The following is a 25,564-nucleotide window of genomic DNA, read 5'->3' on the forward strand; positions in this document are numbered from 1 at the left end:
CAGCCAATAGTGTCGCGGCATCATAGCAACCTATTGGCGCTGCGTTTAGCGCTAGCGTTGAGCTTATAGAAAATGTCGTTACGGCGTTCTGGGGAGCTGGCGTTTATGATCGGTGCGTTGATAGGTGTTGGTAATGGTGGTGTAGGCCTGTTCGCTAACCTGCTGACCGGTAAGAAAGGCATCGATTTCGGTGTAAGTGACGCCTAATGCCTCTTCGTCAGTCAATTGAGGTTTAAGCGACTCTAAATCAGCAGTGGGCTGTTTCTCTACCAGTATAACGGGCGCGCCTAACGCAGCACCGACCTCTCTCACCTGTCCTTTGGTAAGCCCTGTCAGCGGCACCAGATCGCAGGCGCCATCACCATACTTGGTGAAAAAGCCCATCAATGCTTCTGCTGCTTGGTCGGTTCCCACCACTAAACCCGACTTGGCGCCAGCAACCGCGTACTGTGCCACCATGCGTTGACGCGCCTTAATATTGCCTAATACAAAGTCGCGTTGGGCGGCATCTTGAAACGTTAATCCACCCTCCTCCAAGGACGCTAGCAAGGCGTCACTGGCTGGCTTCACATTGATATCAAGCACTTCATCAGGGGTAATAAACGTTAGTGCCTGTTGAGCGTGATCCTCATCTTTCTGCTCGCCGTAAGGCAGCCGGATGGCATAAAAGCGTGCCTCAACCCCCTTTTCGCGGGCCTTTTCGACGGCCAGTTGGGCTAAACGACCAGCAACGGTGGAGTCCACCCCGCCGCTAATCCCCAACACAAGCGCGTGCTGTCCTGTCTCTATCATCTGGCTGCACAGAAAATCGACGCGCGCCTCAATTTCATACTGCGGCTCAATCGATGCTTTTACCTGCAAATCTGCCTGGATACGCTGCTGAGTTACTTGGTTAGTCATGTGGCTTCCTGCCTTCCGGTTATGGATAGAGATTTCATCATTAAGATTCATCAACGCGGGGCGCTTTGCCTGCCAATACATCACCATGATGCTTTGGCAACATTTCTAGCGCATAGTGCGCAGCGGCAAGACGTACCTCATTACGATCACCTGAAAAGCGTTTCGTCTCCACTATCATGTATACCTCTTGGGCATGTCGAAACGCCCAGGCAAAGCAAACGGTTCCCACCGGTATATCATCATGGGGCTCTGGGCCCGCAATACCGGTGTTCGCTATGGCAACATTGGCATCATTATTGTTTAAAGCGCCTAACGCCATTTCGCGTGAGGTGACTTCGCTAGTCAGGCCATACGTATCGATGGTGTCAAAACTGACAGCTAAATAGCGATTTTTGGCCTCGGGTGAATAAACAGCCAATCCACAATCGATCGATTGCCCGCTACCCGGTATGCCCGCTAGCTCTGAAACAATTAGCCCCGCCGTGCACGATTCAGCCGTGGCCATTTTGAGTTCGTGCTTTTTTAGATACTCACTAATCTTTTCAAGCAGTTCCATTGCTTATCTCCTTATAACGTCATACCTCTGACTCCATTCACACCTTTGAGGCACTATAGTTAAGCACCGTTATTTGTCTAAAGCCTGTCGCCATTATTAACATTGTTTATGTGCGTGAATTAACGTCAAAACAGCTATAAAAAAGCCCCGCCCGAAGGCGAGGCTGTGATTTGCTAATGGGTTATATCAGCGCCGAAATGCATCGGGATAGTTGGTTAGATCCACGTTCCATAACACCGGCAACAAGAAATAAACCGCCGCGACGATGAGTAGCATGGCAATAATGTTGATCCAAAAGCCTGTGCGCACCATCTCAATGATTTTGAGTTTACCAGTGGCGAAGATAATCGCGTTAGGCGGCGTACCCACCGGGAGCATAAAGGCACAATTGGCGGCCATGGCGGCGGGCACCATCAGTACAAAGGGATGAATATCCAGTGCAAGGGCCAACGACGCTAGCACCGGCAGAATCATCGTGGCCGTGGCGGTATTTGAGGTGATTTCAGTAAGGAACAACACCATGCCGGTCGCTATGAGAATAACCAGCAAGAAGTTAACGCCTTCCAGCACGCTCATTTGCCCACCGATCCACTCGGCCAGGCCCGAAGAGCCAAACCCTGCGGCAATCGCTAAACCACCGCCGAACAGGAGTAAAATGCCCCAGGGCACATCTTTGGCAATATCCCAACCCAACAGGCAACCGCCTTTATTTTTGGAAGGGATCAAAAACAGCAGCAGGGCCGCGACCACCGCGATCATGGTGTCATTGATGCCGGGGATATTAATGATCTGGCCTTGCCATAAAAACGAGCGGGTAATCCACATAAAGGCCGCAAACAGGAAGACCACCAGCACCGCTTTCTCTTCAAAACTGGTTTTACCCAGGGCCTCTTTCTCTTTGTGAATTAGCTCCCGCCCACCCGGCAAGTGACTAAATTCAATCCTGAAAAATACCCGTGTCAGTAGCAGCCACGCGCTAAACAGCAACACCAGCACGACAGGGAAAGCAAACATTAACCAGCCAGCAAAAGAGATTTCGATACCAAACAGCTCATTAACAATCGCCGCCAGGATAATGTTCGGAGGCGTGCCAATCAGCGTGCCGAGGCCACCAATGGTACCGCCGTAGCCAATACCAAAAATCAAAGCCTTACTGAATTTTTCGATTTCGTCACTGTGGTCCCCATCACTTTTTTCAAGTTCCTGGCTAACCTGGTAAACAATCGCGGTACCGATAGGCAGCATCATCATCACCGACGCTGTATTAGATACCCACATCGATAAAAAGCCGGTCGCGGCCATAAAGCCGAACACAATGCTATTAATACTGGTGCCCAATACGGCAATAATCGACAGGGCGATACGCTTGTGCAAATCCCACTTTTCCATCGCTAAGGCGATCATAAAACCGCCCAGAAACAGGAAAATAATTGGGTTGCCGTACGCCGCCGTTACCGTATTGCCATCCAGTGCGCCGGTAATGGGTAATAGTATAATGGGCAGTAGCGAGGTAGCAGGAATGGGGATAGCTTCGGTGATCCACCACACCGCCACCCACAACGTAGTGGCCAACACCATACGCCCTTCAAAGCTTAAATCTTCAGGGTGAAAGAACATCACCACAAAAGCGAACAGCAGCGGTCCAAGCAGCAATCCAATTTTCTGTGGGTTGGTATAGGCAGGTGGCTTAGGTTGATGAGATGGCTCGCGCTTGGCACTGGAAGCCGCCGCCTTCGCGGCACCGCCCGTGGGCAGCGCGCACATCAAGAGTTTTTTGGCTTGGTAGTGGGAGTGCCATAGCTGATCCCATACCGTCATCAGGGCTGTTTTATGCATAACGTAAGCGCCACTTGCGGTCAGAGTGAAAAGAAAAGGTCGGCGGCAGCTTTGCGATAAATGAGCCGCCCCAAGGGCCATACTGGATCTCCTTTGGCGCCCTTTATTAACTGCAATAGGCAATTAGTCCAGTCATTTGCCCAAAATTACCACTAAAGTCTAACGACTTTAGTTTTATTATTAGCGCTTACTAACAGTGACATAAGTGCATTGCCCGCGTAAGTTAGCGCAACTATTAAATAAATAGTGATGCATTAAGATTAAGGAGAATCGAGTGCTCGACCGCTGGACAATGCCGCTTACCCATCGCCCCTTAAAATGCATCGCACGCCCCTTGCAGCAAGTAGGCATAACGCCTGACCAAGTGACGCTAACTGCTTTTTTAATCGGCATTTCCGCATTACCGCTGCTGGCATTCGAGCAGTATGGGTTGGCCCTGCTGGTCATTGTGCTTAACAGACTCGGTGACGGTGTGGACGGGGCCTTGGCACGCCTCAGTGGTCTTACGAGCGACGCTGGCGGCTTTCTTGATATCGGACTCGATTTTGTTTTCTACGCGGCCGTGGTGCTGGGGTTCGCGCTGGCAAACCCTGCCCAAAACGCACTCGCTGCTGCCTTGCTGCTATTTGCTTTTATCGGCACCGGCACCTCGTTTTTGGCGTTTGCGATTGCGGCCAAACAGCAGGCAATAGAGCGCCCTCACTTCCCCAATAAAGCGTTCTACTATTTAGAAGGTTTGACCGAAGGCACCGAAACGGTGATGGCGCTGGTGGTTTTTTGCCTATTCCCGAAGCACTTTTCAATACTGGCTATACTGTTCTCAATTGCCTGTCTCATCACCACGGCAACAAGATTATGGGGAGGTTACTGGACACTGCGCAGGCCTGAAAAACCTTAGCGCACCCTGGGCTGTTTACGCATTTGCTTCTCATTGGCGGCTATATTAAGCTCAGTTTCGTACCTCACACGTACCATTCAAATTCAGGCGGTTACCTCAGGTTAACCGCTGTCGCAATCACACGGAGCCGTGATATGCATAGCGAAACGTTAAACGACCTTTCCCAGGCAGGCCTTCAAATCGCCATTCAAGACATCAAGGATGATCTGTTCGACACTCCCGAGTGCGACTACGCGATTGCCCAACTGCTTAGCCAGTGGGGGCAAGCTGAAAAAGCCGAGCAACTGCTGGATGAGATGCTGCTTAAATGGGGCACTTCCCCTGAAGTTCTGGCTTTAACACAGCGTGGCCATAAAGAAATGAAAGCTGAAATGACGTCAGAGATGACCGGGAGTGAACTGCTCGCGGAGAATGACGAACCAATGCGCAAAGCACCCAAAACAGCACCGGCACAAGTTCGCGTTGTTGCGGCTTGACCCGCTAATTTAGCTTTTATCAATGCCCCTGGCCGCGTTCTCGGCAGGGGCATTTTTGATGAATGCCCGCAGCATACAAGCAACTGATAGAATAACGCCCCTTTCAGGTGCGTTAGTGGCCCATCGCCGTAATGCCCTCCTTTTCACTACCTGAGAGTTGCGCAATGTTCGCCACCGCCCACGCAGTTTTCCAGCCGCTTTTACGGCTGGGCCTTATCCCGCAGATTTTAATCGGTATCGTTGCCGGGGTATTGCTCGCCCTGTTTGCACCGGGCGTTGCCAGCGATGTGTCTTTACTGGGCCAGCTATTTATTGCCGCTTTACAGGCAGTGGCACCTATTTTGGTGTTTGTACTGGTGGCGGCAGCCATCTCTGCTCATCAAAAAGGCCAACCTACCCACATGCGCCCTGTGCTGGTGCTGTATGTGGTTGGCACGCTGATCGCCGCATTCATCGCGGTGGCGGCCAGTTTTCTTTTTCCTACAGAGCTTTCATTGAATGCAGGTGAAGTGGAAGGCACCCCACCTGGGGATATTTTTAGCGTCCTGCGCGATCTGCTGTTGAACGCCGTAGCCAACCCCGTTAGTGCATTGATGGAGGCTAACTTTATCGCTATTTTGGCCTGGGCCATCGGCCTGGGTTTAACGCTGCGCCAAGCCAGCGACACCACCCGCCAAGCACTAAACGATTTATCCGCAGCAATTACCCGCATAGTTACCCTGGTCATTCGTTTAGCACCGCTGGGCATCCTGGGTTTGGTGGCAGGCACGCTGGCAGAGTCTGGCGTTGAAGCACTGCTCAACTACGCACAGCTGTTAGGTGTAATCGTGGGCTGCATGCTGTTTGTCGCGCTGGTGAGCAATCCGCTACTAGTGTACGTCGCTACCCGACAAAACCCTTATCCACTAGTATTTACGTGCCTACGGGGGAGCGCGATTACCGCCTTTTTCACCCGCAGTTCAGCAGCAAATATTCCGGTCAACCTAGAACTTTGCCGCCGCCTGAAGCTTGATCCTGACACCTACTCTATTTCGATTCCGTTGGGCGCAACGATCAATATGTGCGGTGCGGCCATTACGATTACGGTGATCACCCTGGCCACGACTCATACGCTGGGCATTAATGTTGATTTCGCCACGGCGCTGCTGCTATGCGTGGTTTCAGCGCTGGCGGCCTGCGGCGTTTCAGGCGTAGCGGGTGGCTCACTGATGCTGATTCCCATGGCCGCCAACCTGCTTGGCATTCCCACCGAAGTGGCCATGCAGGCAGTGGCGATTGGCTTTGTGATTAGCGTGGTGCAGGACTCAACCGAAACCGCACTCAACTCCTCTACCGATGTACTCTTCACCGCTGCCGCCTGCCAGTCACAAGAGGCGAAGCGTTCGTAAATGCTCCGTTCGGGAGTGGCTTGTCGTCAGTACCACTCCCGGTCGCTGCCCACATTAACTATTGGATGGCTTAAAAAGCCCAGCCAAACGCTCACGCTCATCCTCTTCATAAAAACTCGGATCATCGAATAGATCACGCTGAGTGTCATCGAAGATCATTTCTAATGCCCCTGCACTGCTTTGTACCATCGGCTCAAAATGTGCGGTGTGGGTAATCAATGCCGTTACGTGGCGGCGACGATAGATGGCATACAACCCCAGTAGGGTAAACACACAGGCGATATAGATCGGCAGACCGTGGCTACCCACTGCCGTCATTAGTGAGCCCGCCGCAATCGGCGCCACTGCACAGCCAGCGCCATGCATCACCAGCATATCCGCCGAGCCGGAAACAATTTCATCCGGGTGCAGTTGGTCGATTAGCTGCGCCACCGCCAGGGGGTAGAGGGAAAATGCCAGGCCACCCCAGATAAAATAGAGCCCCAGCAGCACTTCATGGCTGGGCGCAAAAGGCATACCCGCGGCGATCAGCGCTGCCAAGAGCACCACCCAGGTCATCACACGTGGGCGGTCATGCTTATCAGAGAAACGCCCAATAGGGATTTGCAGCAACGCCCCACCAATAATCGCCACGCTCATCACCAGCCCAACGCCGCCAATATCAAACCCCAGCTGTGTCGCATAGACCGGGGTCATCGACCAAAAAGCCCCCATGGCGAGCCCCGATAATGCCGCTGAAGCCACCGCTAGTGGCGCAAAGCCTAGCAATGCTCGCAGGCTGCTTTTGGGTCGCTCGGGAATGGTAGGCTGAACGCGGCGAGTGAGGGTGATAGGTAGCAGCGCCCAACTGATCAAAATAGCGATGACCACGAAGAGCAAAAAGCCTTGCGGCGAAGAGAGCCGCAGCAACTGCTGAGCAATGGCTAAAGCGCCCAAGTTAACCACCATATAAACCGCGAAAATACGCCCCCGCTCATGGCTGGCGGCTTGGCTATTCAGCCAGCTCTCAATCACGGTGATTAAGGTAATAAACGAAAGCCCGTAGACCACCCGCAACGGCAACCATACCCAAGGGTTAACAAAGATAAGGTGCAGAAGCGCTACCGATGCACAAATAGAGGCACAGAAGCCAAAGGTACGGATGTGACCCATACGGCGGATCAAGCGCCCGCTCACCCAGGTGCCGCAGATAAAGCCGACAAAGTAGCCGGACATGATCATCCCTAGCACCGCACTGGAAAAGCCCTCCTCAGTCCCCCGCAGCGTTAGCAGCGTATTCAATAAGCCGTTGCCCAGCAGCAACAACGCCACGCTCTGCAGTATCGATTTAACCGGTTTGAGCATTACCAATGAACGCATTGCGTTTCCTCGTAGCAACTGACCTAAGAGTAATGCATTAATCAGATGCATAAAGGGTGCCAGCTGAAGCCATGACATTTTCGTTGACAGGCTAGCGTTCTTTATATAGAACGTTCTATATAAAGAACAGCGGGCAACTCACAATGGATCAGCTATCCCTTAGCACCTTAGGCCAACATTTACAGTCATTGCGATTAGCTCGGGGTTGGTCACTTTCGCAGTTAGCCAATGACGCGGGCATTGCCAAATCTAATTTGTGTCGCCTGGAACAAGGCAACGGCAATCCTACGCTGGATACTATCTGGCGGCTGGCGGTGCAGCTCAATGTCCCTTTCGGCACGTTAGTGGCGCCCATTACCGTACCGCTAGGAGAAGATGGTGTGCAGGTACGCTTAATTGATCAGGGCAAAGATACCCCACAAGTGGATGCCTATTGGATGCGCTGCGCGCCCCAAACCCTTCGACATGCTGAAGCCCATACCGCCGGCACGCGCGAATCGCTGACGTTGATTAGCGGTTGGCTTGAAGCAGGGCCAGAAGGAGCCACTACAAAGCTTCGGCCAGGGGATACGATCACTTTCGCCGCTGACCAGCCGCATCTTTATCGTACCCAAGAAGCAGAAGCCACCTTGATGATGACCATCACCTACGGCATAAAAGGCGACACGCCATGAACCACTTTGCCAACCACTCCCCAATCCGCAACGCCTTCAAAGGCGTGCGGGAAGCTATTCCTCTGCTGGGCGGCTATGTTCCTGTTTCACTCTCGTTTGGAGTAGTCGCCACCCAGGCGGGGTTTAGCATGTGGGAAGCCGCCGCGATCTCTGCGTTGATTTACGCCGGGGCCTCGCAATTTCTATTTGTTGGCATGGTGGCGGCGGGCTCTCCGCTTTGGCTGGTGGTAGCGATGACGCTACTCATAAACGTACGCCATGTGGTTTATGGACCGAACCTAGCAGACTTATTACCGCGCAGCCGTCACTGGCCCTGGCTGATGCATGGCCTCACAGACCAGGTATTTGCCCTAGCGCTTACGCGGCTTCCACAGTTGCCTGCCCCTGAACGATTTGGCTGGTTTGTCGGCGCCTCACTGCTGGCTTGGGGGGTATGGATAGTCGGCACCATGGTCGGAGCAACGGCAGGGGAAACGTTAACCGCCCGCTGGCCACTCCTCGGTGAAGTGATGCCCTTCGCCCTGCCCGCGCTATTTCTGACCATGGTCGCGCCGCGCTTTACCGACAAGCGCTGGGCGCTGGCGCTGAGCTGCACCATTATCTCCGCGCTATTGTTTACCTTTTATGGTTGGAGCAACGTGGCCATTCCGCTGGCAGCCGCCTGCGGCGCGATCTGTTTTTATATGGTGAAGTTTCAAACGAGGAGGTGTAACCCATGAGCAGTGCACTCTGGCTAGCCGTCGTGGTTTCGGCATTGGGGACTCTGCTCATGCGCGTAGTGCCTTTCCTCTGGATGCAACGCCGTTTAAACAGCGCCACGGGGATTAATAACATGCCTCAGTGGCTTGGCATTCTCGGCCCGCTGATGATTGCGGCGGTACTGGGTGTATCCATCATGCCGGTCAACCCAAGCGCGATCTCCTGGTTCGCAACGGCCATCGGGCTCACTGTGACACTATTGGTATGGTGGAAATTACGCTCATTGGGCTGGCCAGTGGCGGCTGGGGTAGCAGTATTTGGACTAGTGCAGGTGATAGCCTACATTTGATAAGGCCTGTGCGTTTAACACAGGCAACAAAAAGCCCGGCGAGTGGCCGGGCTTAGCGAAGAAGAAAGGCTTACCTCTTACCAGCTATATTTCACACTGCCGATCACACTGCGGGATTCGCCGTAGTAGCACCAGTATTCACAGCTTGCGACATACTCTTTATCGGTGAGGTTATTAACGTTGACCTGAGCTTCCCAGCCATCGGCAAATTCGTAACCCACCATGGCATCCACCAGGGTATAGCTATCCACTTCTGTGTTATCTGCGACACTGGTATCAACGGTACTGCCCACATAACGCATGCCACCGCCCAGGGTAACGCCATTTAGCGCACCGCCGGTAAAGGCGTAATCCAACCAGGTGGAAGCTTGGTGACGCGGAATTAACGGCGCACGTTCATTTTCTTCCAAGCGCGAATCGTTGTAGGTGTATGCCGCTGTCACTCGAAGGTTATCGGTCACATAGCCAACACCTTCCAGCTCAAAACCCTGAGAGGTGCGCTCCCCTTCTTGTACCTGGAAGCCTGCCGGTGAGTTCACCAGCGTGTTGCTCTCTTGTAGATCAAAAACAGCGGCCGTTACATAGCCATCCCAGCCAAAGGGAGCCACCTTCACACCTGCTTCCCACTGCCGCCCTTCACGGGGGTCGTAAAGCTCGCCATCACTGTCAACGCGACCCACCGGATCAAACGACTCAGTATAGCTGATATAAGGGTTTACACCGTTTTCACCCAAATACATCGCGCCACCTGACCAAGATACCTGGTCATCATCTGAACGCTGGGTCGTGCCCGCCGTCAGGTTGCTATTGTCCGTTTCGGCTTGGTCGTAACGCACACCACCCAGTAGCACCCAACGGTCATCTATGCGCAGTTGATTTTGGGCATATAAACCAGTCTGCTCTTTGTCGATTTCCCGACTCAACAGATCATCTTGAGCAATTGGTGTGTAGTTACCATAAACCGGGTCGAAAATGTCGATCGGCTCACCGAATGCGTAATCGTCCCCTTCCTGGCCACTCAGGCTTAGGTTCTGGTAATCAACCCCTAGCAGCAGCGTATTCTCGGTACGATCACCGTACCAAGTACCCACCATGCGGTTATCGACAGTCCAGCTATCGATGGAGCCATCACGATATACCAACCCGCGTGAAGCACGGCGATCATCGACCATAGACAGCGCATAGGTGCTGCGCAGCTCTAAATCTAGCTCGCTGTAGCGCAAATCTTGTTCAAATGCCCAGGTGTCATTAATGTTATGTTGAAGCTCATAACCCAGCCCCCATTGGGTACGTGTGTCCTTATCGTACCCTGGCTCGCTCAAATTGGTTTGCGGATCAATACGCCCGAAAGGTGTGTTTTGGACGGTGCCATAGGGTAGCTTAAATCCGTTGACCGGTACGCCGTCATCCTTTTGCACACTGGCTAAAAAGGTGACGGTGGTGTCTTCGCTAAAATCCACCGCTAGGCTCGGCGCAAAGTAATAACGCTCGTTATCCGTCGCGTTTAAATCGCCATCGCGCTCTTTGTACATACCCACTAAGCGATAGCGTACATCGTCTGACTCACCCAGCGGCCCGCTGGTATCAATCCCAACTTGGCGATGGTTGCGGTTGCCAAGCTGCAAATTGACTTCCCCTTGGGGCGTTTCGGTAGGACGCTTGCTTACCGCATTGATCAAACCACCAGGAGGCGCCTCACCGTAGAGAATCGATGACGGCCCTTTGAAGACTTCAATACGCTCCAACCCATAAGGCTCGGGTAGCCACTGATAAAACCCTTCACGGTAAATGCGCAGACCATCTTGATAGGTAGATTGATCAAAGCCACGCACCTTGAGCCAATCGGTGTTGTTATCACTACCATAGTGGCCAGAAAGCACGCCCGCACGATAGCGGAACGTTTCATCTAGCTGCTGAACGTTGCGGGTTTCCAACTCTTCACGGTCAACGCTAGAAACCGGACGCGGCGTTTCTACAAGCGGTGTATCCACCTTTAGCGCAGTGGCAGTCACTACCACGGTGTCGTTGGAAGTGGCTTCTTCTTGAGCAAGCACCGTGAGCGGAACAACGCTCAGCATGCCGCCTAGAGGTAGGATAAGTGAACGTCGCACAGCGACAGCGAGCGGTAAACGCGCGAAGGGCTTAGTGTTCCGGAGCATGAAGAGGGCCTCAAAGGTGATAAAAAGCGTATCTCTATTATAGTAAAGCGAATGATACGGATTTTTATTCACATCCACAATAAGCACGATGAGGCAAGACAGGGCTGTGGAACGGAATGTTTCACGACAGGTAGGCGAAGGAACGCAGGCATAAAAAACGCCAAGTGTGCTTCTACGAGAGGCATGGCGGATTTGTCATGAAATTGGTGGGCGCGGCAGGACTTGAACTTACGATCAAGGGGCTATGAGCCGTGTGAATAGCATGCCAATAATTGCCTTTGGTCGTTTTTCAAATACTTATTCACATCGCACCTGCCTCTACTAGTCTATACCCTTCACAAAGATTGACCCTTTGTGGACATTAAGAAACTAAAAAAATCCTAAAAATTTAGCTATTCAAAGAACTATTTCTATATAAAAATATTATAAAAAAACAACTAAAAACCACATTCAACCTATAAAGAAATACACAAACAAACCTTACATTCACTAACATTTTCAAGACAGCTAAAAACCATCTTTAATTTCTTAACAACACCGCTCAAAAATATTGATTTAAAATAATACAAAAAATTTACAACCTATATTTTACTTAAGCTTAAAACCATTAACAAATGCCACCATTATAACGAAAGAACAAATCATAAAACATATATTCTGAACAATTAAATAACGATTAGACTTCTTATAAACTTTTAACCCAGGTGCTCGTAACATCGACACGACTTCATCATAAACTAGCATTTGATCTGGGAATTCTTGATAAACAAATGCTTTTCTTTGACTTTTAACAAATTCTCTAAACGATGAAATTTCTTCTTTGGTAACTATGTCATCATAATAAAGTTTATCTATAGCTTTATACACCCTTCTTCTAGATTTTTTAAAATCATCAAAGTTATTATCAAAAATAGTGCTCAAACTTGTTATATCAACATTATCCAGAGCATGATTACTTTCAATTTTAAAATACAAAACACTTAACTTATTATTTGCATCATAGACTTCATTGATTTTGTCAACAAATTTACTTCTTTGCTTAAATATCTTACTAATTTTATTAGATGTTTTTTTACTGTAAACTATTTCCATTTTTTCTAACTGCTCTATAACTTCGTCGTCGTCATTTTCATCAAATGAATTCAAGTAAATACTTTCTTCATCATCTTTTTCTTCTAAAATATCCAAATATAAATCAATTTCGTCGAAGATTTTAGACCCTAAATCAAAAACCGTTCTTTGCTTTTTTGTGACCTCGACACTAAAATCAGCCATTTTTTCTAAATCCACTCGCTCCAGTTCTTTTTCCCTTAATTCTCTAGCACTTTCAATTGCCAAGTAACTAAGAGAAGCAGCGACAAAACCTGCAGATACAATAAAGATCGAACCGTCAACGACAGTCACGTAATTTTTAAATAAAACTCCACAAAAAACACCTATATATATACTAAAACTCATCAACAAAAATGAGTCTAATAAAGAAAACCTAAAACTTTCAAATGGTTTAACAAAATAAAACTCCCATAAACCTTTCATCATAGTGAAATAATAGTTTTCTTTTTTCATTATAAATAGACACTTATCAAAACCATTTTTTATTTTATTAGAAAAGATACAATTAAATTTCCCCACAATGCCTTCCCCCTGGATACCACCTATTCACAACCTTTTGCGCTAGTTGGTACCCGTCCCTTTTTGATTCAACTCGCGTCGAGCCCTCTCTATCTCGGGGCTTACTTGTCCGCACATGTAAAAACACAAGCACTCAAATTACTCATCAGAGATTTAATTTTACTTGATATTATGAGCAGGAAACCACCGATTACGTCCTCTAGTCAACAATCATGACTAGTTGACGGCAGCCTGATAGCCCCAGCCGGGGAATTTTCTGTATCTCAGACACGCAAAATTAATCGCTCGGCGGTCGAACCTGCGATCTTGGGGGAGCAAACGAAGAAGGAGGAAGCAAATATAGAAATGGTGGGCCCAGTAGGACTTGAACCTACGACCAAGGGATTATGAGTCCCCTGCTCTAACCAACTGAGCTATAGGCCCGAAAAGCGTGCATATAATAGCGAATGTGGCGGAGAGAGGCTACCCCCATCGTGCTATCTTAATGGCATTGCGGGACTTTTTTGCGGCACTTATTGCCAGCCACAGGGTCTGGGTGGGTAGTTATTGCTCTTGTGAACCGTTCTTTATGCGGAGACGCGCTGTGAAAGCATTGATTGCTCTATTTCCTTTATTGTTGGCGCTGCCCGTGCACGCGGATTGGCAGCTTGACCCTGCCCAGTCCCAGGTGCAGGCGTCGATTACTCAGTTGAACGGCGAAGCACCGCAAACTCATCACCACCAAGTGCGTGATCTGCAGGGCGATATCTCCAGCGATGGCACTCTGCGCTTGCCGTTAAAACTTAGCCAAACGGATGTGCTTGAGCGCTTTGGCGAGCTGCCGCCGTGGATAGGCTTGTTGGCCAATACCACTTTAGTGACGCTGGTGGCGCAGATGCCACCCGAGCGGTTGGATAGCTTAGATATTGGTCAATCACTGGTGGAGACGCTGGAGTTTCGCGTTCAGTCCGACATGATTAACCAGCAGGAATCCGTGCCGCTGCGGTTTACTCGCGAAGGTTTGAATGAGATACGCGTGACCCACGCGGAGCCCATGGCGATGGATGGTAGAGCGCTGATGGAAAACACTACAGTGCGTACCGTGCTGTCGATGCTGGGCTATCAAGAGATTGACGAGCATGTGCCCGTCACCCTCAATGCGCTCCTGGTTAATAGGTAATAGTTAATCGATAGTCGTTAAAAGTTGCTAAGTACTTCCACATCCCCCGCCTGGGCTTCGCCGGTTTGTACTCGCCACTGGGCGGCGTAGTGGCCATTAGCTTCCAACAGGCTTGTGTGGCTGCCGCGCTCAGCCACTTGGCCTTTCTCAATCACGACGATCTCATCGGCATGCACGATGGTAGAGAGCCGGTGGGCAATCATAATCACCGTGCGGCCATGGGCGATGCGCTTGAGCGAGCGCTGAATGGCCGCTTCGGTTTCGTTGTCCACTGCGCTTGTGGCTTCATCCAGCACCAAAATAGGCGGGTCTTTAAGCAGCGCTCTGGCTAGAGAAAGCCGCTGGCGCTGGCCGCCGGAAAGCCGCACGCCTCGCTCACCTACTGGCGTGTCCAGCCCTTGGGGCAACGTTTCGACAAAGCTCCACGCTTCGGCGGTTTTGGCGGCATCGATAATCGCCGCTTCGTCCGCATCAGGTTTGCCGTAGGCGATATTGTCGCGAATGCTGCCTTCAAAAAGATACACGTCCTGGCTGACCAGGCCAATCGACTGGCGTAGCGAGTTCATGCTGACGTCGGTAATTGGTTGCCCGTCGATCAGTACGCGCCCGCTTTCCGGGTCGTAAAAACGCAGTAGCAGTTTGATCAAGGTGGATTTCCCCGATCCCGTCGCCCCCACCAGCGCTAAGGTGTTGCCCGCTGGCACGTGCAGGTGAATGCCATCGACCCCGACAAGGCTGGCCGCGTAGTGAAAACTCACATTATCAATCGTTACTTCACCGCGTACTGGCTGGGTAAGTGGTGTGGTGCTGTCATCTTTGACCGTAATCGGCACTTCGAGCAGGTCAAGAATGCGCCGCGTGCTCGCCATGGCACGCTCAAACAGGTCAATCACCTGAGCCAGGCCGGTGAGCGGCCAGAGCAGTCGCTGGGTTAGAAACACCAACACGCCGTAAGCGCCCACATTTAGTGAGCCGTTGAGCGCCATCATGCCGCCCACGGTAAAGGTGGCGAGAAAGCCTGCCAAAATCGCCATGCGAATGACCGGAATAAACGCGGAGCTAACCTTGATCGCGCGGCGGTTAGCTTCTACATAGGCTTCGCTGGCATCGCGCAGGCGCTCGGCTTCGCGGTCTTCGCTGGTAAAGCTCTTAATCGTGGCGATACCGCTGAGGTTATTGGTTAACCGGCTGGCCAAATCACCGACCTTCTCACGCACGTCGCTGTAAAGTGGCCCAGCTTTACGCTGAAAGAAGAACGCCCCCCAGATAATCAGCGGAATCGGGGTAAACGCCAGCAGCGCGATTAGCGGCGAAAGCACGAAGAACACCGCACCCACGGCTACCACGGTGACCATCACCTGAATCAGCGCGTTGGCTCCGCCATCCAGAAAGCGCTCAAGCTGGTTCACATCATCGTTCATGGTGGCCACAAGCTGGCCGGAGCTTTTCGACTCAAAGAACGCCATATCCAGCCGCTGGGCCTGCTCATAAGTATCCTGGCGCATATCCGCCTGTAGCCGCTGGGCTAAGTTGCGCCATAGAATCTGGAACAGGTACTCAAACAGCGACTCCCCTGCCCAGATAAAGAACGTCAGTACCGCCAGCATCGTGATCTGCTGTTGGGGCGTTTCAAATCCTAAACTTGCCACAAAGCTCTGCTCTTGATTCACCACCACATCAATGGCGACACCAATCAAAATCTCTGGGGCAATATCAAACAGCTTGTTGATAACTGAACAGGTAGTGGCGGCAATAATGCGTCGCCGATAGCCCTTGGCGTAGCGCAGTAGCCGCACCAAAGCTTGAAAACTGTGCGCAGGAGAGGACACAAGTATTCCTTTCTAAGATTGTTGTAGGTCTAAGCTAGCCACTCACCGATGAGCGCCGCACATTGGCAAGCAGCGGGCTACCGGTATCAGGATCAGTTAATAGTGTGCACTCTACTTGATAAAGCGTGCGTACTAAATCTTGAGTGACCACGGTGGCGGGCGGCCCTTCCGCCACAATTTGCCCTTCCCGCATGGCGATTAAGTGATCCGCGTAGCGGCAGGCACTGGCGAGGTCGTGCAGTACCATCACCACAGTGCGACCGTGATGGGCGAGGTGCTGAACCAGTTCGAACACTTCGATCTGGTGGCCAAGATCCAGTGCCGAAGTAGGTTCATCCAGCAGCAGTAGCGGCGTTTGCTGGGCGATGGTCATTGCAATCCAGGCGCGTTGCCGCTGACCACCGGAAAGCGCGTCAATCGGCCGATCGGCGAGTTGCTCAAGCCCTGCTGCAGCCAGCGCATGCTGGACGACTCGCTGGTCCTCCGCTGACCACTGGCGGAGCCACCCTTGATGGGGCTGACGGCCAAAGCGGATCAGTTCGGTCACGGTTAAGCCTTCAGGCGCAACGGCCTCTTGAGGCAATAGCGCCAGCTGCATCGCCAACTGGCGGGTGGGCAGGCGCTGAATATCGGCACCGTCCAGCAACACCGTTCCGCTATCAGGTTTATGCAGGCGCGCAAGCCCGGCCAGTAGCGTCGATTTTCCGCAGCCGTTGGGGCCCACAATGGCGGTGACTTGGCCGCTGGGTAGGGTAATATCCAAGCCATCAATCACCTGCCGGGCGCCATAACTCATGCCGAGCGATTGGGTCGCCAGCGAAGGCATTGATAAGGACATTGATGTCGACGGGGAATGGCTCATGTGTAGCTCCGTTGCGGGCGCATTAATATCCAAAGTAGCCAGGGGCCACCCACCACTGCAGTGACAATACCCACCGGAATCTCGATGGGAGCGAGCAGCGTGCGCCCGGCTAAATCAGCGATCACCATCACTAATGCCCCCGCCAGCGTTGCCGCCATGATAGGTACCCCCCGTGAACTCGAGAGCGACCGGGCAATTTCGGGGCCAATTAGCCCCACCATACCTACTGGCCCGGCAACAGCGACCGCCAACCCCGTCAGCGCAACCGACAGCAGCAGCACTTCCAGCCGGCGTCGTTTGACGTTAACCCCCAAACCGCTGGCGGAGGCATCTTTAAAACGTAGCAGCGTTAGTGAACGGGCCAGCACCAGAGCGGTGGCCAGCCCTAACGCTAACCCGAGCATTAATAGCTGTAGCGCGCCGCTAGGTCGGGCATTAAGCGAGCCGACCGTCCAGGGGTAGGCGGCGTTGGCGGTATCAATCGCCACCCGGGCGAGCAGCAGCTGCGTCACCGCGCCAAATACCGCACCAACGCCAATCCCGGCAACGATAAAACGGTAACCCTGGGTGCCACTGCCCGCCGCTAAACCAAAGGTAAGCACTGCCGCCGTGGTCGCTCCTGCCAATGCCATGGCGGGCGGTGCAATTGAAACACCTATCCCGACGATGGATGCCACGGCAAACGCCGTTGCGCCATTATCAATGCCGATAATACCCGGCGTCGCTAGGCGATTGCGGGCTAACGTTTGCATCAAAATGCCTGCCAGTGCGAAGGCAGCACCGGTAAAACAGGCGGCAGCCAACCGTGGCAAGCGTAGCTCTTGCACCACAAAGGCTGCCATCATGTCAGCGTTGCCCACCAGCGCTTGTAACACCGCTGTCGGGGCGACCTTAACGCTGCCCAGACTTAGATAAATAACGCTGGCGACCAGCAGCGCGCCGAATAGGCCCAGATTGACCACCACCGCACGCTGTTCAAACAGTACGCTTTTCGCGCCCTGTTGATGGCGCCAAGCGAATCGCCAGTACCCTTGGGGCGGCGAGACTGAGTCGTTGTCACCCAAAGCTGCTTGGGTGTCATGAATGAAAGGCATAGAGGTGGATTTAATTGATGTGGTTTTCATGAACCGGCTCATAACATCGGTAGGCGGCGCGCGCGCACGACCGCTATCAATACAGGTGCACCGCATAGCGCAGTGAGTACGCCCAGCGGTAACTCTGAAGGGGCGACCACAACACGCGAAATGATATCGGCGGCTAACACGATCAGTGGCCCAATGGGCAGACAAAACAGCAGCGTGCGGCGAATATCAGGCCCGGCAAAGGCCCGTGCAACAAACGGTACCACCAGCCCGACAAAGGCGATTGGCCCGGCGATAGCAGTGGCCGCGCCAACCAATAGCGCCACACAGGCCACGACCAGCCAGCGAATAAGGTTAGGGTGGTGACCTAATCCCGACGCAACCCGTTCGCCTAAGGCCAGCGCGGCTAATGGCCGGGCGGTCAATATAACGACCATAGCCGCAACCAACATACTGGGCAGCACCGCTAGCAAGTCGTCTAAGCGGCGGCCTGCCAAACTGCCGATCACCCAGAAGCGAATTTCATCCGCGGCGCGCTGATCATAAAGCAGTATCAATGAGGTGAGTGAGGTCAGCAGCCCAGAAAACGCAGCCCCGGCGAGCACAAGCCGAATAGGATCATTACCTACCCCGCGAAAGCGCGCCACGCTCAATACGCAAACGCAGCCCACCAACGCACCTAGCTGCGCCACTGCAATACGCAAGGTAGCGGCACTGGCGCCGAGCACTAGCGCCAGCGCCACGGCAAATGCCGCACCCGCGCTAACGCCTAAAAGGCCCGGTTCAGCCAGTGGATTGCGCGCCACCGCTTGCAACAGCGCCCCCGCCACCCCTAACGCCATCCCCACCACGATGCCGATTAACGTTCGCGGTGCGCGCAGCTCCCACACGATAAAATGCGCTTCGCTATCCTGGGCACCGAAAAGTAGCGCCAACACCCGACCGGGGCCAACACTTCCCGCGCCAATCAGTAGGCTAGCGAGGCTCACCGCCATTAAGGCGGTGAGGAGTAGCAGTATCAGCGTACGCGGATGGGTACGGAGGTTAGTCGTTGCAAAAGACGGAACTGTCACGGCAATAGCGCCGCCTCTATATCATCAAGGATCGCTTGGGCCGCTAGCGGGCCGTTGGCGCTGGTCCATAGTTGGCCATCTACCGGAACCACTCGCTCTTGCTGCACGACATTAAGCCGCGTAAAGGCACTGCTCTGTTTGGCCGCTTCCAATGCCGCCTGGCCATCCTCGTTTAGCGTTGCCAGGAAAAGCCAGTCGCCGTCTACTTGTGAAAGGTTTTCCAAACTAAGTACATCGCTATGCACGCCACGCTCACCCACTAATCCGCCGTCCTGAACATCCAAACCGGCTTGGGCTAAAAGCCCTGCTGAGAAGAGGTTTTGCGACATGACCATTGGGCCACCGGGCATCCAGCGAACTAAAAACGTACTGCCACCAACGCCTGCGGCCTCCACTGCCTCGGCCACATCTGCAGCGCGCTGTTCCACGGCCTCAATGGCCTCTGCAATCGCCTCTTGTCGATTAAGCGCTTCACCGTAAAGGCGGGCTTCGTCTTTCCAGTTATCCGGTGCAAGTGGCTGGGTTGGTGGCACCACTGTGGGCGCAATGCGTGAAAGCAGCTGATACTGCTCATCAGAGAGCTGGGCGGGGGCCAAAATCAGATCCGGCTGCTGCGCCAACACGGCTTCGATGTTGATCTCCCGCACCACACCCATAATCGCCGGCCGGTCGTCACCAAGATGCGCTTCAATGTAGCTCGCCACGTTGTCGCCACCACGGGTGGTAACAGCACCTAGTGGGTTCACGCCTGCCGCCACGGCGGCGTCCAGCGCACCTTCGTACAGCGTTACAACGCGCTCCGGGGTTCCCTCAACGCTTACTTCTCCAAAAGCGGTTTCTAGTGTGCGAGCTTGCGCAGTAGTTGCCCCTAAAACAGTGAAGATCAAGGCACACAGCGCGATAGCCATGCTGAGACGCTGGTTCTTAGCGTGAATAGTCGCAAGGCTGGCAGTTTTTGATATCGTTTTAACCCACATAGCTTTCTCTCAAGACAAAACGTTGAGATAGATAGTAACGATTCTCAAAAGCGCCTGCACTACTATTCGGTAGAATCCTACGTTCCACTTCTTGCAACCCATCGCCGGCTTATACGTTTCATTTTATGCAACAAATCGTTCCTCAATTTTGCATCGCAAATAGGAACTTTTCTTTTTAGACTCTCAACCCTATTTGATAATTAATATCATAAGCAATCGAATCGTATTACCAAGGGGTTTTCATGCAAGACTTTACGCGTCGCACATTAACCAGTGCCATTGCACTAGCCGCTGTCTCTTCGGGCGCCTATGCGCAAGACACTACTCAGTTAGACAATATGGTGGTATCTGCCAGTGGCTTTGAGCAAGCCATGGTAGACGCCCCGGCTAGTATCTCGGTGATCTCACGTGAGGAGCTTGAGCGCACGCGTGTCACTAGCATTGCCGATGCCCTGCGCGATATTGAAGGCGTCGATGTAGGTGGCCAAGTGGGTAAAACGGGTGGCAGTAATATCAGCATCCGCGGTATGCCGAGCGACTACACATTGATACTGATCGACGGACGGCGTCAGAATGCGGCGGGCAGCGTTACGCCTAACGGCTTTGGGGAAACCTCGACCAGCTTCTTCCCCCCCGTATCCAGCATCGAGCGCATTGAGGTTATTCGTGGGCCGATGTCGACGCTTTATGGCTCCGATGCCATGGGCGGTGTCATCAACATTATTACCCGCCGCGTTGGCCGTGAGTGGACAGGTTCCGTGGGCGTTGAGAATACCTTTAACCAGGATCGTGATTTTGGCGACCGCCGGGAAATCAACCTCTATACCAGTGGCCCATTAGTGGCAGATACACTGGGCGTTCAACTGCGCGGACGCTTCTATGAGCGCGACGCCTCCGAGCTTGTCTATAGCGACGAGAACGGTGACCCGATTGAAGTAAGCCAGCGCGGCCCCAGCCCGGTCGAGGGCGATATTTACAACCTGGGCGGCAAGCTGACCTGGACACCGGATGACAACAATGACCTCTGGGTTGATGGTGAAGTAAACCGACAGCGCTATAACAACGATGAATGCCAGTTAGGCACGCTTGACGGACGCACTCGTAGCTGCGACCCGGAACCAGGCGAAGCATTTGGCTACTCTGACGAACTGCGCTTTGAGCGTGAACAAGTCGCGATTGGCCACACGGGTCGGTTTGCATCAGGCACGTTGGAAACTAGCCTAATGCGCAATACCACCGAAACCAAAGGGCGCACCATTCCAGGCGCAATAGGTGAGGCTTACGACGGTTTTCCAGGCATTGTCGGCGGGGACCCGCGCGAGCTTGAGACCACTAATACGGTGCTCGATAGCAAGTTCATCATGCCGTTAGACAATCATATGACCACGGTAGGGATGCAGTGGTGGGATGCAGAACTTGATGATGGCCTTGCAGGGGAGACTTTCGAGCAAACCACTTGGTCGCTATTTGCTGAAGATGAGTGGCTGTTGCAAGAGGACTTAGCCCTGACTCTAGGCGGTCGCTATGACCACCACGATGCTTTTGGCAGCCAGTTCAGCCCACGCGGCTACTTGGTTTGGAATACTACCCCGGAGTGGACGCTAAAAGGCGGTGTTAGCCGCGGCTATAAGACCCCAACGCTTAATGCGCTACACGCTGGCATTAATGGTGTCACCGGACAGGGTACCGTGCTGACCATCGGTAACCCTGACTTGGAGCCGGAAACCAGCACCAGCAGCGAGATCGGCGCTCACTACGATAATCAACAGGGTTTCACCGCCAGCGCGACGCTGTTCTACAACCAGTTTGACGACAAGATCGCCAGTGGCAACGATATCTTGATCGAAAACGATCCGCTGATTCCCGACGGTCTGTATGGCCAAGATATCAATATTGATGAAGCCATCACCCAGGGCATCGAGCTAGCCGCCAGCTATCAGTTCAATCCCGATTGGCGTTTGAATGCCAATTACACCTATACCGATAGTGAACAGCAAAGCGGCGAAAATGAAGGCGATCCGCTTACCGATACCCCAGAGCACGCGGTCAATGCCACGCTGCGCTGGCAAACCACTGCGAAACTGGACACGTGGCTCTCCGCGGAGTACCGCAGCGAACGCTACCGTAATCGTGAAAGCGTTCGTGGCGCTCCTTCCTATGATGATTTAGGTGATTTTAAAGCCTACTCACTGTTTCACCTGGGCGGTAATTACGCGGTGTCCGACAGCCTTAACCTAAGCGCCACGATCTACAACCTGTTTGATAAAGACTTCGTTGACTACCGCGCCTATGGCGATGGTACTAGCTTTGGCAATGTATACGCCAATAGTGAGGAAGGCCGCCGCCTGTGGCTGTCCGCCCGTTACGAGTTCTAACCCGTTTCAGCTCGCTACTGTTTCAATGCTGACTTCTGCCCCGGCTATGCGCCGGGGCTTTTTTGATAATTAGCACGCGCTCTTCTTAGCCAAAAAAGCGGCTATCGCTGGATAGCCGCTGCAGTAGTGCACCTATGATTGAGAAGCTGGTTTAGAACGCAACGTTGAGACCCAACCAAACCCGGCGGCCATCTTCTACATAGCCGTACTCGTCGTAATCGATCGCTTCGTCGAACAGGTTGTAGATGCCGGCGTTGAGCTGCGTTGTTTCATTAAGCTGATAGCCCACGCCTGCATCTATAAAGGTGTAGGAAGGTGCCACAATGGCGCTTTGCGAGGGGCCGGTATTGGGCTGGCTCTCTTCACCGCGGTAGGTCGCTTTGGTCCACTGGCGCAGCTTGGGCGAGACTTGCCAATCTAGCGTGGCCGATACCTGATGGCGCGGGAGCTGGGTGAGCGGTTCGCCTGCGTACTCACCGCTCTTCTGCTCGCTGTCGGTAAAGGTGTAGCTGGCTGTTAGTTCAACTGCCTCGCCTAGGGGCGCCGCTATGCTTGCCTCTACCCCTTGTGTGACCGCTTCATCAATGTTGATGCGATAAGTAGGATCGCTGCCGAACTGGTTGGGTTCATCAGCACACACACCTTCGGGGCAGGCAATGCGGGTGATTTTATCTTTGAAGTCATTATGGAACAGTGTGATACCGCCACTTAGCCCGGCGTCATTGGCATACAGCAGCGCCAGTTCCTTATTGAGCGAGGTTTCTGGTTCTAAATCCGGGTTACCATAAACGTCACCGCCTCGGCTGATTTGCCCCCAGTCAGCAGTGGCTTCGCGCAGGTTAGGCGAACGGAAGCCGGTGGAAACTCCGCCTTTCAACGTCCAGTTCGGCGTCATGTTCCACACGCTGTAGAGCCGCGGGCTGATATGGCTGCCGTAGTTTTCGGCATCGTCTAACCGCATGCCGCCGGTCAACGCCCAAGTGTCGGTCAGCAGCCACTCATCTTCTACAAACAGAGCCCACTGTTGCTGCTCTACGTTAGTACGATCTGAAATCTGGTTGGTCGTGTTGTCATCCAGCGACTCCTCTTCGTAGCTCGCGCCCAAGGTGAGCATATGGGCACCCAACGGCATCACCAGGCTGGTTTTAGCGGTGGTGTTGGTGATCTCAATTTCCCGCGATGGGTTTTCGCTGGTTTCCCGCTGGACAAAGCTTTCGCTGGTGCCAATATCAAAGCGGCCGCTATGGGTCAGAGCAACATGCCGATTGGTATAATCGTTGAAGCTATCCGTGCAGCCACCTCGGCAGCCTTCTGTGGGCGCCGAGTTACCCATCAGCGATTGACGCTCCTGCTCGGTAATACCGGCTTCAGCGGTAAAGTCGTGGTTATCCGAGGCGGCAAGACTGAACCGTGCCGTCAGGCTTTGCAGGCTTTTATCTTCGTAACCGTTAATGATGTTGTCTTCGTCGCGCTGTGAGGTACGACCATAGAGTTGGAGACCTAACCGATCACCTATTAATGGCCCACTCAGATAAAAATTGGCTTGGCGGCTGTCACCAGAATCACTGCTCTCTTGCAGTACCGTGTCGAGCTGGACATTACCGTGCCACTCCTGGGCAACTTTGCGGGTAATCACGTTAATCACACCGCCAATGGCATCGGAGCCGTAGAGCGTCGACATTGGCCCACGTACCACTTCAATACGCTCGATTGCCTGCAGTGGCGGCAGCCAATCCTGTTCAAAACCGGCGCTACCATTGGGCCGAGACTCACGAGAATTTTGCGGGCGCCCATCCACCAGTATCAGCGTGTATTGGGAGGGCATGCCGCGGATAGAGATATCGTGGCCGTTATCCCCAGCGCCGCCACCGGTCACGATCACACCGGGCACATCGCGCAGCGCATCGGTAACATCTTGATAGTGGCCTCTTTCCAATTCCTCGCGTGAAATCACACTAATAGACGCTGGCGCATCCGAAACTGACTGTTCAAAGCCGGAGGCAGTCACCACCATATCATCTAACCGTGGCGCTTCTTGTGCCCACAGGGGGCCGCTGGAAAAAGTAGAGATAGCACTAGCCAGCAGCGTTCGGCGCAAACAGGGAGACATAGAAAAAGTCCTTCATGTAAGTGAGCAATTGCCCTATAAATGGGAATTATTAGCATTTGCATTTTTGCACACTCTTTCCATAATGGGGTGAGACGGTGCGTTCAGCAAAACGGAACACAAATGCCTATTATTTTCATTCGCACCAAACAGTGGCACAATTAAACCTCACCCTTTGCCCGTGGGCCTGACCATGTATGACTTTGACGAACTCACCGCTTTTGCCGATGTAATGACCACGGGCAGCTTGACCCGCAGCGCGCAAACGCTCGGTTTAGCCAAATCGACCCTAAGTCGACGCATCAGTCAACTGGAAGCTCGGCTTAACCAGCCGCTGCTAAGACGCCAAGCCAACCGCTTAATCCCCACGGAAGCTGGGCTGCTGTTTCACAACTACTGCACTGAACTTTTGGCGATGGCGGCCCATAGCCAGGAGGCGCTGGCGGAGCTGCGTGAGGAGATCAGCGGTGAAATAACCCTTGAGGTACACGGTGCCTTAGCGCGTAGTTGGTTAGCGAGCGCCATTGATGCCTTCTTGAACCGGCACCCCAAGGTAGAACTAACGCTACACACTCGTGAAACGCCGCCAACTAAAATGCACAGTAATAGCGTGCATGTTTGGTTGGGGCCAACGCATGAGTGCGGGCTTAATCAGGAACGCTTGGGGTATTTAACCCGTGGTTTATATGCCAGCCCCCGCTATTTAGAAAGGGCTGGCATGCCTAAGCACCCCGAAGAACTTAATCAGCATGCTTGGATAGACCTTTTGAACTCAGCGTCAAATGGGCTACTGCTCTCACATCCTGAACACGGCGAGTACACCTTTAACCCGCCCCGCTCACGGTTAAGGGTGGATCTCACCGCCCTCCATATTGATGCCATCGCGCGTAGCCAGGGCATTGGTCTACTCGCTCACTGGTTAACCGCCAAACGTGAACAGCATCATCCGGGCGAGCTGATTAACTGCCTGCACGGCTGGGAGCCAGCCCCTTTACCGATCACGCTGCTTTACGCTTATGGCCACCAGTCACGCCGAACTCACGCCCTGTTGGAGTTTTTACGCAGCCAAGTGCCCGCCCAGTGGCGTACGTCCACCGCCGCTGCATAGACCCATTAAGTGTTTACCTTGCCAGTTAGCCCGCTTATTAACGACAATAGGCGCTTAATTATTGCC

The 25,564-nt window shown here is 53.1% G+C and carries 21 protein-coding genes and 1 tRNA gene; 9 read left to right on the forward strand and 13 right to left on the reverse strand.

All coding sequences use genetic code 11. From position 1 onward, the window contains the following. Positions 1-78: 78 nt before the first annotated feature. The 3 genes from nadE to V8L71_RS10625 form a co-directional block, all read right to left on the reverse strand. Positions 79-900 (reverse strand): NAD(+) synthase, encoded by an 822-nt coding sequence (gene nadE / locus V8L71_RS10615; RefSeq protein WP_336274101.1) that lies wholly within the window; start codon positions 898-900, stop codon positions 79-81. A 40-nt stretch (positions 901-940) separates the two neighbouring features. After that, positions 941-1,456, reverse strand: a complete 516-nt coding sequence (locus tag V8L71_RS10620; RefSeq protein WP_336274102.1) for a CinA family protein — start codon at positions 1,454-1,456, stop codon at positions 941-943. Between the two features lie 186 nt (positions 1,457-1,642). Next, positions 1,643-3,292, reverse strand: a complete 1,650-nt coding sequence (locus V8L71_RS10625; RefSeq protein ID WP_336274103.1) for a DASS family sodium-coupled anion symporter — start codon at positions 3,290-3,292, stop codon at positions 1,643-1,645. A 274-nt stretch (positions 3,293-3,566) separates the two neighbouring features. On the opposite strand from V8L71_RS10625, the gene V8L71_RS10630 reads away from it, so the two are divergent. From V8L71_RS10630 to sstT, 3 genes are all read left to right on the forward strand, one after another. Further along, positions 3,567-4,190: a CDP-alcohol phosphatidyltransferase family protein gene (locus V8L71_RS10630; RefSeq protein WP_336274104.1), complete on the forward strand. Its 624-nt coding sequence runs from the start codon at positions 3,567-3,569 to the stop codon at positions 4,188-4,190. Positions 4,191-4,324: 134 nt separating this feature from the next. Then, positions 4,325-4,666, forward strand: a complete 342-nt coding sequence (locus V8L71_RS10635) for a hypothetical protein (protein ID WP_336274105.1) — start codon at positions 4,325-4,327, stop codon at positions 4,664-4,666. Between the two features lie 164 nt (positions 4,667-4,830). After that, the gene (gene sstT / locus V8L71_RS10640) at positions 4,831-6,054 is read left to right on the forward strand and encodes a serine/threonine transporter SstT (RefSeq protein WP_336274106.1); all 1,224 of its coding nucleotides are present in this window, start codon (positions 4,831-4,833) and stop codon (positions 6,052-6,054) included. A 54-nt stretch (positions 6,055-6,108) separates the two neighbouring features. Here sstT and V8L71_RS10645 read toward each other — a convergent pair whose 3' ends face one another. Further along, a complete protein-coding gene (locus tag V8L71_RS10645; protein WP_336274107.1) occupies positions 6,109-7,413 on the reverse strand; it encodes an MFS transporter in 1,305 nt (434 codons plus the stop codon). A gap of 143 nt (positions 7,414-7,556) precedes the next feature. On the opposite strand from V8L71_RS10645, the gene V8L71_RS10650 reads away from it, so the two are divergent. From V8L71_RS10650 to V8L71_RS10660, 3 genes are read left to right on the forward strand one after another with little or no spacing between them, the layout of a single operon-like run. After that, positions 7,557-8,087, forward strand: a complete 531-nt coding sequence (locus V8L71_RS10650; RefSeq protein ID WP_336274108.1) for a helix-turn-helix domain-containing protein — start codon at positions 7,557-7,559, stop codon at positions 8,085-8,087. Beyond that, entirely contained in the window at positions 8,084-8,806 is a 723-nt protein-coding gene (locus V8L71_RS10655) for an AzlC family ABC transporter permease (protein ID WP_336274109.1), read from the forward strand. Before V8L71_RS10650 ends, V8L71_RS10655 begins: the two co-directional genes overlap by 4 nt. After that, positions 8,803-9,135, forward strand: coding sequence for an AzlD domain-containing protein (locus V8L71_RS10660; RefSeq protein WP_336274110.1), 333 nt, complete (start codon positions 8,803-8,805; stop codon positions 9,133-9,135). Before V8L71_RS10655 ends, V8L71_RS10660 begins: the two co-directional genes overlap by 4 nt. Before the next feature lie 77 nt (positions 9,136-9,212). Here V8L71_RS10660 and V8L71_RS10665 read toward each other — a convergent pair whose 3' ends face one another. From V8L71_RS10665 to V8L71_RS10675, 3 genes are all read right to left on the reverse strand, one after another. Further along, a complete protein-coding gene (locus V8L71_RS10665; RefSeq protein ID WP_336274111.1) occupies positions 9,213-11,213 on the reverse strand; it encodes a TonB-dependent siderophore receptor in 2,001 nt (666 codons plus the stop codon). A gap of 669 nt (positions 11,214-11,882) precedes the next feature. Next, the gene (locus V8L71_RS10670) at positions 11,883-12,926 is read right to left on the reverse strand and encodes a hypothetical protein (protein WP_336274112.1); all 1,044 of its coding nucleotides are present in this window, start codon (positions 12,924-12,926) and stop codon (positions 11,883-11,885) included. 346 nt (positions 12,927-13,272) lie between these two features. Beyond that, positions 13,273-13,349, reverse strand: a tRNA-Ile gene (locus V8L71_RS10675). Positions 13,350-13,494: 145 nt separating this feature from the next. Here V8L71_RS10675 and V8L71_RS10680 point away from each other — a divergent pair. Beyond that, a complete protein-coding gene (locus tag V8L71_RS10680) occupies positions 13,495-14,085 on the forward strand; it encodes a hypothetical protein (RefSeq protein ID WP_431313175.1) in 591 nt (196 codons plus the stop codon). A gap of 17 nt (positions 14,086-14,102) precedes the next feature. Here V8L71_RS10680 and V8L71_RS10685 read toward each other — a convergent pair whose 3' ends face one another. The 5 genes from V8L71_RS10685 to V8L71_RS10705 form a co-directional block, all read right to left on the reverse strand. Further along, positions 14,103-15,914 (reverse strand): ABC transporter ATP-binding protein, encoded by a 1,812-nt coding sequence (locus tag V8L71_RS10685; protein ID WP_336274114.1) that lies wholly within the window; start codon positions 15,912-15,914, stop codon positions 14,103-14,105. Between the two features lie 34 nt (positions 15,915-15,948). Beyond that, entirely contained in the window at positions 15,949-16,776 is an 828-nt protein-coding gene (locus tag V8L71_RS10690) for an ABC transporter ATP-binding protein (protein ID WP_336274115.1), read from the reverse strand. After that, a complete protein-coding gene (locus tag V8L71_RS10695) occupies positions 16,773-17,870 on the reverse strand; it encodes a FecCD family ABC transporter permease (protein WP_431313176.1) in 1,098 nt (365 codons plus the stop codon). Before V8L71_RS10695 ends, V8L71_RS10690 begins: the two co-directional genes overlap by 4 nt. A gap of 38 nt (positions 17,871-17,908) precedes the next feature. Next, complete coding sequence (locus V8L71_RS10700; protein ID WP_336274147.1) at positions 17,909-18,853, reverse strand: FecCD family ABC transporter permease; 945 nt, start codon at positions 18,851-18,853, stop codon at positions 17,909-17,911. Positions 18,854-18,927: 74 nt separating this feature from the next. Then, positions 18,928-19,839, reverse strand: coding sequence for an ABC transporter substrate-binding protein (locus V8L71_RS10705; protein ID WP_431313177.1), 912 nt, complete (start codon positions 19,837-19,839; stop codon positions 18,928-18,930). A gap of 311 nt (positions 19,840-20,150) precedes the next feature. Between V8L71_RS10705 and V8L71_RS10710 the strand changes: the two genes are divergently transcribed. Next, positions 20,151-22,283 carry a TonB-dependent receptor domain-containing protein gene (locus V8L71_RS10710; protein ID WP_336274118.1) on the forward strand — a complete coding sequence of 711 codons (2,133 nt, stop codon included), beginning with the start codon at positions 20,151-20,153 and terminating at the stop codon, positions 22,281-22,283. Between the two features lie 151 nt (positions 22,284-22,434). Here V8L71_RS10710 and V8L71_RS10715 read toward each other — a convergent pair whose 3' ends face one another. Then, complete coding sequence (locus tag V8L71_RS10715) at positions 22,435-24,393, reverse strand: ligand-gated channel protein (RefSeq protein WP_336274119.1); 1,959 nt, start codon at positions 24,391-24,393, stop codon at positions 22,435-22,437. A gap of 190 nt (positions 24,394-24,583) precedes the next feature. On the opposite strand from V8L71_RS10715, the gene V8L71_RS10720 reads away from it, so the two are divergent. Beyond that, positions 24,584-25,498, forward strand: coding sequence for a LysR family transcriptional regulator (locus V8L71_RS10720; protein WP_101145252.1), 915 nt, complete (start codon positions 24,584-24,586; stop codon positions 25,496-25,498). Positions 25,499-25,564: the final 66 nt, after the last annotated feature.

The sequence above is a fragment of the Vreelandella indica genome (assembly GCF_037070225.1).
Taxonomy (GTDB): Bacteria; Pseudomonadota; Gammaproteobacteria; order Pseudomonadales; family Halomonadaceae; genus Vreelandella; species Vreelandella arctica.

Coding starts and splice junctions, on each gene's coding strand:
- V8L71_RS10700 (WP_336274147.1), bottom strand. CDS start 18,853: ATGGCGGTGAGCCTCGCTAGCCTACTGATTGGCGCGGGAAGTGTTGGC.
- V8L71_RS10650 (WP_336274108.1), top strand. CDS start 7,557: ATGGATCAGCTATCCCTTAGCACCTTAGGCCAACATTTACAGTCATTG.
- V8L71_RS10720 (WP_101145252.1), top strand. CDS start 24,584: ATGTATGACTTTGACGAACTCACCGCTTTTGCCGATGTAATGACCACG.
- V8L71_RS10655 (WP_336274109.1), top strand. CDS start 8,084: ATGAACCACTTTGCCAACCACTCCCCAATCCGCAACGCCTTCAAAGGC.
- nadE (WP_336274101.1), bottom strand. CDS start 900: ATGACTAACCAAGTAACTCAGCAGCGTATCCAGGCAGATTTGCAGGTA.
- V8L71_RS10680 (WP_431313175.1), top strand. CDS start 13,495: ATGCGGAGACGCGCTGTGAAAGCATTGATTGCTCTATTTCCTTTATTG.
- V8L71_RS10625 (WP_336274103.1), bottom strand. CDS start 3,292: ATGCATAAAACAGCCCTGATGACGGTATGGGATCAGCTATGGCACTCC.
- V8L71_RS10715 (WP_336274119.1), bottom strand. CDS start 24,393: ATGTCTCCCTGTTTGCGCCGAACGCTGCTGGCTAGTGCTATCTCTACT.
- V8L71_RS10695 (WP_431313176.1), bottom strand. CDS start 17,870: ATGCCTTTCATTCATGACACCCAAGCAGCTTTGGGTGACAACGACTCA.
- sstT (WP_336274106.1), top strand. CDS start 4,831: ATGTTCGCCACCGCCCACGCAGTTTTCCAGCCGCTTTTACGGCTGGGC.
- V8L71_RS10705 (WP_431313177.1), bottom strand. CDS start 19,839: ATGGCTATCGCGCTGTGTGCCTTGATCTTCACTGTTTTAGGGGCAACT.
- V8L71_RS10645 (WP_336274107.1), bottom strand. CDS start 7,413: ATGCGTTCATTGGTAATGCTCAAACCGGTTAAATCGATACTGCAGAGC.
- V8L71_RS10635 (WP_336274105.1), top strand. CDS start 4,325: ATGCATAGCGAAACGTTAAACGACCTTTCCCAGGCAGGCCTTCAAATC.
- V8L71_RS10620 (WP_336274102.1), bottom strand. CDS start 1,456: ATGGAACTGCTTGAAAAGATTAGTGAGTATCTAAAAAAGCACGAACTC.
- V8L71_RS10665 (WP_336274111.1), bottom strand. CDS start 11,213: ATGCTGAGCGTTGTTCCGCTCACGGTGCTTGCTCAAGAAGAAGCCACT.
- V8L71_RS10690 (WP_336274115.1), bottom strand. CDS start 16,776: ATGAGCCATTCCCCGTCGACATCAATGTCCTTATCAATGCCTTCGCTG.
- V8L71_RS10710 (WP_336274118.1), top strand. CDS start 20,151: ATGCAAGACTTTACGCGTCGCACATTAACCAGTGCCATTGCACTAGCC.
- V8L71_RS10660 (WP_336274110.1), top strand. CDS start 8,803: ATGAGCAGTGCACTCTGGCTAGCCGTCGTGGTTTCGGCATTGGGGACT.